Source organism: Haloprofundus halophilus (genome assembly GCF_003439925.1).
Classification (GTDB): domain Archaea; phylum Halobacteriota; class Halobacteria; order Halobacteriales; family Haloferacaceae; genus Haloprofundus; species Haloprofundus halophilus.
Genome location: NZ_QQRR01000003.1, coordinates 225,493 through 237,641, shown reverse-complemented (window position 1 = coordinate 237,641; position 12,149 = coordinate 225,493). Strand labels below are relative to the sequence as shown.

General features: G+C 62.5%; 11 protein-coding genes. 4 read left to right on the top strand and 7 right to left on the bottom strand.

The features are described from left to right. Nucleotides 1-43 precede the first annotated feature (43 nt). The 3 genes from DV709_RS16655 to DV709_RS16645 form a co-directional block, all read right to left on the bottom strand. On the bottom strand, nucleotides 44-709 hold the full coding sequence (locus DV709_RS16655; protein ID WP_117595565.1) for a thioredoxin family protein: 666 nt from the start codon (nucleotides 707-709) through the stop codon (nucleotides 44-46). A 129-nt stretch (nucleotides 710-838) separates the two neighbouring features. Next, nucleotides 839-1,633 carry a fumarylacetoacetate hydrolase family protein gene (locus DV709_RS16650; RefSeq protein ID WP_117595564.1) on the bottom strand — a complete coding sequence of 265 codons (795 nt, stop codon included), beginning with the start codon at nucleotides 1,631-1,633 and terminating at the stop codon, nucleotides 839-841. 79 nt (nucleotides 1,634-1,712) lie between these two features. Next, nucleotides 1,713-2,639 carry a bile acid:sodium symporter gene (locus tag DV709_RS16645; protein WP_157972767.1) on the bottom strand — a complete coding sequence of 309 codons (927 nt, stop codon included), beginning with the start codon at nucleotides 2,637-2,639 and terminating at the stop codon, nucleotides 1,713-1,715. A 378-nt stretch (nucleotides 2,640-3,017) separates the two neighbouring features. Between DV709_RS16645 and DV709_RS16640 the strand changes: the two genes are divergently transcribed. The 4 genes from DV709_RS16640 to DV709_RS16625 all read left to right on the top strand — a co-directional run bounded on the left by DV709_RS16640 (nucleotide 3,018) and on the right by DV709_RS16625 (nucleotide 8,095). Continuing rightward, nucleotides 3,018-3,761, top strand: coding sequence for an IclR family transcriptional regulator (locus tag DV709_RS16640; protein WP_117595562.1), 744 nt, complete (start codon nucleotides 3,018-3,020; stop codon nucleotides 3,759-3,761). Between the two features lie 540 nt (nucleotides 3,762-4,301). After that, nucleotides 4,302-5,033 carry a sugar phosphate isomerase/epimerase family protein gene (locus DV709_RS16635; RefSeq protein WP_117595561.1) on the top strand — a complete coding sequence of 244 codons (732 nt, stop codon included), beginning with the start codon at nucleotides 4,302-4,304 and terminating at the stop codon, nucleotides 5,031-5,033. A 113-nt stretch (nucleotides 5,034-5,146) separates the two neighbouring features. Continuing rightward, entirely contained in the window at nucleotides 5,147-5,899 is a 753-nt protein-coding gene (locus DV709_RS16630) for a ThuA domain-containing protein (protein WP_117595560.1), read from the top strand. Nucleotides 5,900-6,154: 255 nt separating this feature from the next. Continuing rightward, nucleotides 6,155-8,095, top strand: coding sequence for an archaea-specific SMC-related protein (locus tag DV709_RS16625; protein ID WP_117595559.1), 1,941 nt, complete (start codon nucleotides 6,155-6,157; stop codon nucleotides 8,093-8,095). Nucleotides 8,096-8,173: 78 nt separating this feature from the next. Here the strand turns inward: DV709_RS16625 and rdfA are convergent, their stop codons facing one another. The 4 genes from rdfA to dgoD all read right to left on the bottom strand — a co-directional run bounded on the left by rdfA (nucleotide 8,174) and on the right by dgoD (nucleotide 12,106). Then, complete coding sequence (gene rdfA / locus DV709_RS16620; RefSeq protein WP_117595558.1) at nucleotides 8,174-8,815, bottom strand: rod-determining factor RdfA; 642 nt, start codon at nucleotides 8,813-8,815, stop codon at nucleotides 8,174-8,176. Between the two features lie 332 nt (nucleotides 8,816-9,147). Further along, nucleotides 9,148-9,912, bottom strand: a complete 765-nt coding sequence (locus DV709_RS16615) for an IclR family transcriptional regulator (protein ID WP_198665762.1) — start codon at nucleotides 9,910-9,912, stop codon at nucleotides 9,148-9,150. A 203-nt stretch (nucleotides 9,913-10,115) separates the two neighbouring features. Beyond that, complete coding sequence (locus DV709_RS16610) at nucleotides 10,116-10,958, bottom strand: SDR family NAD(P)-dependent oxidoreductase (protein WP_117595556.1); 843 nt, start codon at nucleotides 10,956-10,958, stop codon at nucleotides 10,116-10,118. Then, nucleotides 10,952-12,106: a galactonate dehydratase gene (dgoD, locus tag DV709_RS16605; RefSeq protein ID WP_117595555.1), complete on the bottom strand. Its 1,155-nt coding sequence runs from the start codon at nucleotides 12,104-12,106 to the stop codon at nucleotides 10,952-10,954. The genes DV709_RS16610 and dgoD overlap by 7 nt, the downstream gene beginning before the upstream one ends. Nucleotides 12,107-12,149: the final 43 nt, after the last annotated feature.

Sequence of the window (12,149 nt, the reverse complement as noted above, 5' to 3'; positions counted from 1 at the left end):
TATCGTCGACGTTCGAGAGTCCACGCGGAGACCGAAAGTGGCCTTACTGTTGGACGCGCCGGAGTTCGGTTTCGATGGCGCTGTCGCTCTGGTCGCCGTAGAGTCGGACGTCGACGTCGCCGTCTCGGAAGAACAGCAGCGCCGGCCCCGCGGTCACGTGGTACTCTCGGGCGAGGAACTCCTGATAGTCGGGACCGTACACCGCGAACAACTGCATTCCACGAGGCTCTTCGAACAGGGATTCGAGCCGCGATTTCAGCGAATCGCACGGCGGGCAGTCGTCAAGCCAGACGTACACGGCGAGGGGTGAGTACACTCTCGATAGCGCGGGCAGGTGGTCGGCTGGAACCGGTATCGCACCGTCGGGGACGCCGGCTTCGAGCGTCGAGTTCGGCCGGAAGAGCCGCAGAACTGGCAGTACGGAGAGCAACTCGGCCGCGGTCGACGTCTCCCGCTTGTCGGCCAGTGCGCAGAGTTCGGCGACCGACCGCGGGTCCTTTCGTCCGAGTTCGACAAAGGCGTCGACGAGCGTCTCGTCGCCGAGTCGGGTCGAAACCTCTCGAACGAGGTCGTCGGACGGCGACTCCTCGAACGCGGTCAGGTACTCCTCGACCGCCGAGACGAACGACTCGGAGACGGAGACGGTGTCGTCTCGAACGACCAACACGCCACTCGAAAACAGCGACTCGTTACCCGTGGGGCCACTCATATCCGTAGCGAAGCGTCGACTCGGATATAATACTATTGTTTATGACGATCGTAACGTTCCGGGCCGTCGAGACGAATGCCGCCTCGACGCAGCGCGATTCGCAGTGATGTGACTGTCTGTCGAAGCAGATTACGCCTCGACGTAGTGCTCCAACCGACCGACTCCCTCGACCTCGATCTCCACGTGGTCGCCGTCGCTCAGCGGCCCGACGCCGACGGTCGTCCCCATCGCGACGATGTCACCCGGTTCCAACGTCAGGAAGCGGGTCACGTCGCTGATCGCCTTCGACACCGGGAAGACGAGTTCGTCGTCGTCGGAGTCCTGGCGCTTCTCACCGTTCAACCAGAGACGTACACGCGGTTCTTCCGGCACTTCGTCCGGCGTCGCGAGAACGGGGCCGATCGGCGCGGAGCCGTCGAACGCCTTCCCCCGGACCCAGTTCCGTTCGAGGTCCTGGTCGTCGCGGTTGGAGATGTCGTTGAGGCACGTGTACCCCGCGACGACGTCCATGTAGTCGTCCTCCGAGACGTTTCGACACTGCTCGCCGATGACGACGCCGAACTCCGCCTCGTAGTCCATTCGGCCCTGTCCGAGTTCGATGTCGCCCTTCTCTCGACCGGCCATCTCCTCCTCGGTCGCCGCCGGCGTCGGGAGCGTCACGGTGTCGCCGTGTCCCGCGACCGCGTTCGGTCCCTTGAGGAAGAAACCGGGTCGCGGCGGCAGATCCTCGGGGATACTCCGCCCGGCCTCTTTGATGTGCTCTATGTAGTTCGCGGCGACGCAGACGATCTTCGACGGTTCGCACGGCGGTAGCACGTCGACCGCTTCGGGGTCGTACGTCTCACCGCCGAACTCGATCTCGTCGTCGTTCCATTCTCCCTCTCGAACCGCTCCCGACTGGTCGACAAATCGTACTTTTCGCATAGGTTCCTCGATTGAATCGGTTATCCGATGCAGTACATATAGGTTCGGGACGTGCCAATTCTCGCAACACCGAACACCGTCACCGCGGCCGCCTCCTCTCGTCCGTTCGAGTCACCGAACTCGTTGGGGCGAGGTCCGCAATGGCGGCGCTGAGCAGTTGTTGGGCGACGTAGTAGGTCACGATCGCAGCGACGGTCATCGAGGCTGGGTAGGAAAACGAGATGAACAGCGCGATTCCGAGGTTCTTCAGCGTGCTCGTGAAGAACAGCGGCACCATCGTCGCGTACTCCAGTCTCACCCCGTACCCGACGAGAACCGAGAGGAACAGCCCGCCGCTCAGAAGCAACAGCGTGACCCCTACCAGCGGGAGAAATTCGGCCGCCTCGACCGAGACGAGGTCGAGGTTCGCTACTCCCGAGTAGATGAGGACCATGATAGCCAACGTCGCTGCTCGGTCTACCCGCTTCGACGAGACGGCACGCTTCGGCACGAGGAGGGTCAGTGCGATACCGCCGCCGACGACGACGACGAGATTGACGAGCATCGTCTCCACTGGCGTCTGCGTCTGCGAGTCGACGAGACTCCGAAAGACCAGCGGCGTCGCGATAGGCGACACCAGCAACGAGACGACGGAGATGAACGTCGACAGTTGGTCGTCGCCGTCGGACAGTCGCGTCCAGATAATCGCGCTGCCGGTCGTCGTCGGAACCGCTAACACGATAGCGATGCCGGTCAACGCCCCGCCGGAGAGGAACCGCGATGCGATTTGCATCCCGCCGACCGGGAGCACGACGTACGATATCGCCAGCGAGAGCGCGAGTACACCCCCGTACGACGCCAAACTGATCTCGCCGAAGCGCAACCCCCGCAACGAACTGTAGACGAGAAAGGCGACGAGCGGAGTGATGAGCGGCTCCGTGTACGGACCTAACCCCGGCAGCGCTACGCCGCTGACGACTGTGACGAGAACTAACAACAGATTGTCGAAGTGGCGAGCGCGTTCCATATCTGGCCTACGGACTCCCCTCCTCGTCTCCTTTGATTGCCATCTTTGGTCTCCGACGGGAGCGGCCATTCTCGGCGGCCACGAATCCCACGACGGTAAACTGAGTCGACTTACGTATCTGTTCCGGTCGTCCCAGTCTTGACAGACTACTGCTGTTTGCACCCACTCACGGTCGCTGCCACCACCCTATCGCACGGTAACTTTCCACGCTGTGGAGCAGGAACGAACCTCGAACTCGTTCCATATTGCTGGTGTACGAGTCCAAATTTGCCGCCTTTTCGCCTGTCTTTCGGCGCGGCTTTATATCGGTACGCCGCCACTCGCGTTCCCTATCCATCGATAGTGAACTTTATATACTGGTTGTCGTTAACACCTGGCATGAAAACAATCGACAAGACGGTGCGAATCCTCGACGCCCTCGTGGAGGCCGAAGGGTCGAGGGTTTCGGAGTTGAGCGACCGGTTGGAGATGCCGACGAGTACCGTCCACGCGCACCTCTCGGCGTTGAAGCGACACGGGTTCGTTCGAAGCGACGGCGACATCTACACGCTCGGACTGCAGTTTCTCTACTACGGCGGTCACATCCTCCACAACAAACGCGAGTACGAACTCGTCCGACCGAGAGTGTCGGCGTTGGCCGAGAGGACCGGTGAGCGCGTGCAGTTCATCGTCGAACACGGCGGGCGGGGAATCTACCTCTACACGAGCGCAGAGGGCGAGAGAGCGGTTCAGGCGGACGTGCGGATGGGAAAAATTGCCGACCTCGCCCCGACTGCCGCAGGCAAAGCGATTCTCGCGTATCTCCCCGAGTCGACGGTCCGAGAGATACTCGACGAACACGGCCTCGAAGCCCACACCGAGAACAGCATCACCGACGAGGACGAACTGTTCGCGGAGTTAGATGCAGTTCGGGAACGGGGGTACTCTATCAACGACGAAGAACGGATTCACAAACAGATCGCCGTCGGAGCGGCGATTCTCGACAGAGCGGGCGGCGTCGTCGGCGGACTCAGCGTTTCGGGGCCCGCACACCGGATGCGTGCGGAGCGATACCAGGACGAAATCGTCGACCTCCTGCTCGGCACGGTCGACGAGATCGAACTCAACATCATCTACCAGTAATTTTCCCCGTTTGACCGGTCGTTCGTCTACTGTTAGCCTTTGTCGAGGTTACAACGACCGAAATAGGCGGATCGCTGGCCGGAATGACCGTATTCTCTCAGTTCACGAAAATACGGTTCCGAGTCCGGCTATTCGGGACTTTAAGTAGGACCTCGTCGTCAGATTAACGCTCGAATCGGTAATCTCCCGCCTGTCGTCTTCCTCTCCCGAGCTACGGCTGTCTGGAGGGGTCGACGCGGTGGCGGTGCGACCGGCGGTTTCGTTCGCTGTCAGTGCACGCTGTGAACTTGGCCGATATCTCCCTCCGAAGCATCTACGGCCGATTCAGAATAACAACAATAAGCATGTTATGACACCCGTGCGAGGGACATCAGTGTCGCCTCCGCGGCCGATACGGCTATTCGTCCCGACGCTTGCTTTCGAGGACATCTTCGACTCCCTCGGTTACGCACCGCTTCCCAATCGAGGAGGGTCTCCTCGACGTGTCGTGTGAATCTCTCGAAGAGCAACGATTTTACGGCTACTCGTCCACGTAGGTCCATGGCACACTCCGCAATCCAGCTGTACACGCTCCGAAACGTCGACGAACCGCTCGAAACGTTACTGAGAGAGGTCGGGGACGCAGGCTACGAGGGCGTCGAGTTCGCCCAACGCGTCCACGAGGCCGACCTCGATGCGGTGACCGCCGCGCTCGACGAGACCGGTCTGGAGACCGTCTCGGCGCACGTCGGCCTCGGCGCTATCGAGGACAATCTCGACGACACCGTCGAGTTCTACCGTGCGCTCGGCTGCGACCGGTTCGTCGTTCCGTGGCTCGACGCCGAACGGTTCGAGAGCGAGGCGGCCGTCCGGGAGACAGCGACTCGGTTGACCGAGGCGGCGGAGACGCTCGCCGACCGCGGTATCGACCTCTGCTATCACAACCACGACCACGAGTACGAACTGGTCGACGGCACTCCCGCCCTCGAGTTGCTCGCGGAGCACTCGGACGCGCCGCTCGGATTCGAGGTCGACCTCGGATGGGTCACGGTCGGCGGCGGCGACCCCGTCTCCTTCTTAGAGCAGTGGGGCGACCGAGTACCGCTCGTTCACGTTTCGGACGCCGAGGCCGACAGAACGCCGAGAGAAGTCGGCGACGGCGTGCTCGACGTCGAACGATGCGCGAAGGCCGTCCGCGAAAGCGATATCGAGTGGGCTATCTACGAACACGACGAACCGGAGGACCCGATGGCTTCGATGCGCGGCGGTGTGGACGTCCTCGAACAGTTCTGACCTCGTCTGTCTCCTCTTCTGGACGTCCGTTTTCGGCGGCGCACTCTCTCGACTACACGCCTCGGGCTTCCCGCATCGACACATCCTTACCGAACGCACGAGACGGATGAAACATGACACGCCCAACAGTCACGGTCTGGAACGAGTTCGTCCACGAGCGCGAAAGCGACGTCGTCGCGGACATCTACCCCGACGGCATCCACGCGGTCATCGCCGACGCGCTCGAAGAACGCGGCTTCGAGACGCGGACGGCGACGCTCGACGAGCCCGAACACGGCCTCTCCGAGGAAGTTCTCGACGACACGGACGTGCTGACGTGGTGGGGTCACGCCGCCCACGACGAGGTCGACGACGAGATCGTCGAACGAGTCAAGGAACGCGTCCTCGACGGGATGGGTCTGCTCGTGCTGCACTCGGCGCACTACTCGAAGATTTTCAAGTCGCTGATGGGCACGACCTGTTCGCTGAAGTGGCGCGAGGCCGCCGAACGCGAACGCCTCTGGATCGTCGAACCGAGCCACCCCATCGTCGCCGGACTCGACGACGACTACCTCGAACTCGAGGAGGCGGAGATGTACGGCGAACGGTTCGACGTGCCCGCCCCCGAAACCCTCGTCTTCAACAGTTGGTTCGAGGGCGGCGAAGTGTTCCGCTCGGGCTGTTGCTACCGCCGCGGCGCGGGGAAGGTGTTCTACTTCCGTCCCGGCCACGAGACCTACCCGGTTTACCACGACGAAAACATCCAGCAGGTGCTCGCGAACGCCTGCGAGTGGGCCGCATCGGGCGAGAACCAGCCGTCACCTACCTACGGCAACGCCGACCCGATAGAGGACATCGACACGAGTGACGACCGAACGGTCCACTGAGCAGGTGGCGTGAGGCGACGTCGGCCACTCGGTCCCCGTCGACGCCGCCCTCGCCGATATCCGCTTCGTCGACGAAACCGCGATGGACGTCTCCGCTTCGGTATCGAACGACGTTCTCCGCGGCCCGCGTCGGCTGTTTTCCCCTCTTCTGGAGCGTCGGCCGTTTTCCCTCTCCTGGAGTGTCGGCGTGCGGACTCGGGAGCCGAGCCGACGTGGCTGAAAATTTTTATATAGCAGCCACACAGAATCATATCTATGTCATCGACAGTTACGAAGGAGGACCCCGCCCGATTCGCGGTGAGGAACGTCGGCGGAATCGACGAAACTTCCGTCGAACTGCCGCCCGGTATCACGGTGCTCGCGGGACGAAACGCGACGAACCGAACCTCGTTCCTGCAAGCGATTATGGCCGCGATGGGAAGCGACCGAGTCTCGCTCAAAGGCGACGCCGAGGAGGGGCACGTCGAACTCGAACTCGGCGACGACCAGTACACTCGAACGCTGATGCGAACCGGCGGCGGAGTGAGCACGAGCGGCGAGCCCTTCCTCGACGAGGCGGAAGTCGCCGACCTCTTCGCGTTCCTCCTCGGGAACAACGAGGCGCGACGGGCGGTCACCCAGAACGTCGACCTCCGAGAGCTCATCATGCGGCCCGTCGACACCGACGCGATTCGTCGCGAGATCTCGGAGCTCGAAACCGAGAAATCGCGACTCGACGACCGTGTGGACGAACTACAGGAACTGAAACGCGACCTTCCCGAACTGGAGTCAGAACGCACGCGTCTGCGTGAGGAACTCGAAGCCAAACGCGAGGAGTTGGCCGACAAGGAAGCCGAGATCGACGACCACGGCTCCGACGTCGACGAGTCGCGGGAGGAGAAACGCGAACTGGAGCAGAAGTTCGACGAGCTCCGCGACCGGCGCGCGGCCCTCGAGACGGTGCGGTCGGACATCGACCTCGAACAGGAGAGCATCGAGTCGCTGACGCGCGAACGGCGCGAACTCGAGGCCGAACTGGAGGAACTCGCCGACGAGGTCGACGACCCCGACGAGGAGGTCGACCGACGGATCGACCAGCTACGCGAGCGCAAACAGCGTCTCAGCAGCGAAGTCAGCGAACTGCAGAACGTGCTGAAGTTCAACGAGGAGATGCTCGAAGACGGTGCCGTCACCGCGACGCTGAGAGCGGAGGACGAGTCGAAAGCGGTCACCGACAAACTCGTCGACGACGACGCCGTCACGTGTTGGACCTGCGGGTCGACCGTCGACAGAGAGAACATCGAGCGGACGCTCGAACAACTGCGCACGCTCCGGAAGGAGAAACTCACCGCGGTCCGCGACATCGAAGACGACCTCAGCGAGCTCCGGACCCGGAAGAAAACGCGCGAGAAACGACGACAACGGGTGGAGTCGCTTCGGGGGAAACTCGGGCGTGTCGAAGACGAACTCGACCGCCGCGAGGAGACGCTTTCGGACAAGCGCGACGAGCGTGACCGACTCGGCGACGAGGTGGCAGCGCTCGAAGAGACGGTCGACGACCTCGAATCGGAGGACTTCAGCGACATCCTCGAACTCCACAAGGAGGCGAACGAACTGGAATTCGAACTCGGTCGACTGGAGTCTTCGCTGGAGTCCGTGGAGGCCGAGATTTCCGAGATCGAAGACGAACTCGCGGCGGAGAGCCGACTGGCCGACGAGCGCGAACGCATCGCCGAGGAGCTCACCGACCTCCGAACCCGAATCGAACAGATCGAGACGCAAGCGATCTCCGAATTCAACGAACACATGGGCGCCGTGCTCGGTATTCTGGAGTACGCGAACATCGAGCGAATCTGGATCGAACGAGTCGAGCGTCGCGTCCGCGAAGGTCGACGAAAAGTCGACAAGGCGACGTTCGAGCTACACATCGTCCGCAGCACCGAGTCGGGGACGACGTACGAAGACACCGTCGACCACCTCAGCGAGTCCGAACAGGAGGTCACGGGACTCATCTTCGCGCTCGCGGGCTACCTCGTCCACGACCTCTACGAGACGGTCCCGTTCATGCTCCTCGACTCGCTGGAGGCTATCGACTCCGACAGAATCGCCCGCCTCGTCGATTACCTCTCCGACTACGCCGAGTTTCTCGTCGTCGCGCTCCTCCCCGAAGACGCGCAGGCGATCGAGAACGAGGACGCTCGCATCTCCGAGATCTGACCAACACTCCCGCAGTCGCTCCCGCTTTTCGCGTACGCCGTTCGGTACGAACTCGTTTCAGTCCGAGTCGAGACAGTTCTACTCGTCCGTCTCTCGTTGGCAGTCGCACCCGCCACGTTCGAGCAGTTCGTCTACCCCGTACTGTGCGCCACACTCCTCACAGAGCACGTTCATCTCGACGAACAGGCGGAACTCCCCGAGCGCGATGTGTTCGTTCGACCGCAACTGATCGAGATTACCTTCGGTCACCGTCGCGGTCCGCGACCGGAGACGCCGGATCGTCGCGGTCGCGTTCTCGACTCTGTCTGCGCCGCTCGTCCCTTCGTATTCGGCACCGCGATACTCTTTGAGATACGAACGTATCGCCTGATACGTGACGAAATCGCGTTCGAGTCTCTCGACGTCCACGCCGTCGCGTTCGAGTCTCACCCGCGCCTCCGTCCGCATCCCGCTGCTCACCTCGTCGTCGGTCAGGAGCCGATACACGTTCTCGACTTCGCCGTCCAGCATCGACGTACCGGTGCTCGCTACGGCCGCTTCGAGCACCCGACGGTTGAAGTAGTCCGCCAAGTCCCGGAGGCTGTACCGTTCTTCGCCCTCGCCCGTCCAGAGTCGTTCGAGTTGTTCGCCGAACTCGGACCCGAGGTCGTACGCTTCGATGACGCGGGCGACCTTGCTGTTCGGCCGTTCGGAGTCGTCGCCCGTCTTTTCGGAGTCCATTTCTACTCGCCATTGGACGGTAAGGGGTTTAACCGTGGGGGTTCTCACAGCAGCAAATAACAGATATACGAATGTTATTGGAGCGACGGTCGCTTCTCCGGGATCGACTCCGCCTCGGTTCCGTTTCCCACTGGGAAACGAACTGACGGGCTCCTCTGCCCTGTCCACCGAGCACCCACGCTCGATGGCTGCCGACAAACGTCCGAAATTCGGAAGCAGGTACTGTGTGCATCGTTCGCACGTATCTTTCTGCGTCACCGGTTCGACGAACTACCCGGGCCGCGACTTCGACGACTACGGCGTGGCTCCATCTCGTTCTCTATCGGGAAACGCTACTGCTGCAGAAGGGTAACCTCGATGGCGTTACCCGTGCTAACAACTAACCCCGCGAGATCTTCTTCGAGTTTCTTCCCGCTCATCTGGTCGATGCTCCCGGAGACACTGATCGCTCCAACGGGTCGACCGGACGCCGTCACGGGTGCGGCGACGCACTGAACTGACGGGAGGTGCTCGCCGCGTTCGAACGCGAGTCCACGGTCGCGGACCGACCGAAGCTCCCGACGAAGCGCCTGTTCGTCGGTGATGGTCTTCTCGGTCAGCGACGGGAGGCCTCGGCGGTCGAGGACCGCCTGCACTTCCTCGTCGGGGAGCTGCGAGAGGATCGCTTTTCCGCCGGCTGTCGCGTGCAGATACACGCGACCGCCGACGGGAGGCAGATAGCTGGACGTCTCGAACTGCTCTCCCGCCCGGTAGGCGTAGATGCCGTAGCCGTGTTCTGCGACCATCAGATTCGTCACGGAGCCGGCGGTCCGAGAGAGGTTCTCTATCGCCGGTTTCGCTATCGAGACCAGTTCCGAACGGCTTCGAACGCGGTTTCCGAGTCCGAGAAATCGAAAACCGAGGCGGTACGTTCCCTCGTCTCTAACGACGTAGTTCAACGATTCGAGCGTCGTCAGATGTTTGTGGACCGAACTCTTCGAGAGCGCTATCTCGTCTGCGAGTTCGGTGACGCCGGCGCTCCCCCGCTGTTCGAGCGCTTCGATGATTCTGAACGTCGTCCGAACCGAACCGACCGGGTAGCGTTCGTCTCTGCTCATACGAGGTGCAGACGGAGGAATCATATATTGTTTCCCACTGAGAAACGGATCTCTGAGCTGGAGACCGGGGTTGGAGTTCGCCGTCTCCATTTCGAGCCGAAAATTCGACGTGTCGAGCGGTCCCGCCGATTACGTTTCCCGATAGCGAACAGTTGGCCAGATTCAGTGAGGCGACACTACGACAGAAAGCGAAGTACTTGGCTCTACAGACGTCGCTTGTAGGACCTGAACGCGTCGTCTTCCATCACGACCGACCGGCCGCCGTCGACGAGGAGGCTCTCGCCGGTGACGAACCCCGCGTCGTCGCTCGCCAGAAACGTCGCGACGCTCGCGACGTCCCCCGGTTGGCCGATGCGCCCGAGTGGATGCAGTTCCTCGACGGCTTCGTATCGGCCGTCTTCGAGTTCCTGTCTCGTCCGTTCGACCTCTATCCAGCCCGGATTGACGGTGTTCGCCCGGATTCCAAGCGGTCCGAGTTCGAGCGCCATCGCCCGCGTCATACCGTCGATCCCGGCCTTCACCGCGTTGTACGGGAAGTGCTCGGGCATCGTGACGAACGCGTGATTCGAGGAGACGTTGACGATACTTCCGCCCGCAGGCATGTGGTCGATGGCGTGCTTGGCGGCCAACCAGTACGCGCGGAAGTCGGTTTCCAGGACGAACGACCAGTCGTCGAGCGTCGCGTCTTCGACGCTCGTCTCGGTTTGGACGCCAGCGTTGTTGACGAGCACGTCGACGCCGCCGAACTCGTCGACGGCTCCCTCGACGAGCGACTCGATGGCTTCCGGGTCACGCACGTCGCACTGGATGAACGTCGCGTCGCCCGCCGTCGGTGCGTTGTGTATCTCTCGGGCGACGGCCTCGCCCGCCGCTTCGCTGCGACCGGAGACGACCACGTCCGCTCCTTCGGCCGCAAAGCGGCGACAGATTCCGGCCCCGATCCCGCGGGTCGAGCCGGTGACGATGGCGACTCGGCCGCTGAGGCGACCGTCGCGCGTCGGGAGACCGACGCTGCCGTTTTCGCCGCCGTCCGGGAGGTTCACCATTCGGCGACGCTCCCGTCGTCGTTACGCCACACCGGGTTGTGCCAGTCGACCGTCTGTTCGGCCTGCTGTTCGACGTACTCCTCGTTGACCTCGATGCCGAGACCGGGCGCGTCCGGGATGTCGACGTACCCGTCGTCGTAGTGGAACACGTCCGGATTCTGGAGGTAGTCGAGCACGTCGCTCGTCTCGTTGTAGTGGATGTTGAGGCTCTGTTCCTGGATGAGCGCGTTCGGCGAGCAGGCGTCGACGTGGATACAGGACGCGAGCGCGATGGGGCCGAGCGGACAGTGAGGTGCCACAGCGACATCGTACGCCTCGGCCATCGCAGCGATCTTCTTCACTTCGGTGATGCCGCCGGCGTGCGAGAGGTCCGGCTGGATGACGTCGACCGCCTGCGACTCGAACACCTCCTTGAAATCCCACCGCGAGAACATCCGCTCGCCCGTGGCGATGGGAATCGTCGTGTGGGCGGCGATCTCGGGGAGTGCGTCGTTGTGTTCCGGCAGTACGGGCTCCTCGATGAACATCGGGTCGAACGGTTCCAACGCCGCTGCGAGGCGTTTCGCCATCGGCTTCGAGACGCGGCCGTGGAAGTCGACGCCGATGTCGGTCTCCGGGCCGACGCGTTCGCGGACCTCTCGGAGTCTGTCGACCGCGGAGTCGACCGACGCGGGGTTGTCGACCCGACGCATCTCGGAGGTGGCGTTCATCTTCAGCGCGGTGAACCCCTCCGAGACTTTCTCGGCGGCGGCGTCGCCGACCTCGGAGGGTCTGTCGCCGCCGATCCACTGGTAGACGCGTACTCGACTCCGCGCTCGACCGCCGAGCAGTTCGTAGATGGGCGCGCCGAAATACTTGCCCTTGATGTCCCACAGCGCTTGGTCGATACCCGCGATGGCGCTCATCAGGATGGGACCGCCGCGGTAGAAGCCGCCGCGGTACATCCGCTGCCAGTGGTCCTCGATGGAGTGCGGGTCCTCACCGAGGAGGTAGTTGTCCATCAGCTCCTCGACGGCTCCCTCGACCGTCTTCGCGCGACCTTCGACGACCGGTTCTCCCCAACCGACCGTGCCGTCGCTCGTCTCGATGCGCAGGAAGAGCCAACGTGGCGGTACTTCGTACAGGTCGTAGTCGATTATCTTCGTCATAGTCTCTGTGTCGTTGTCGTGGGTTATCGTAGTTACCGCGAGC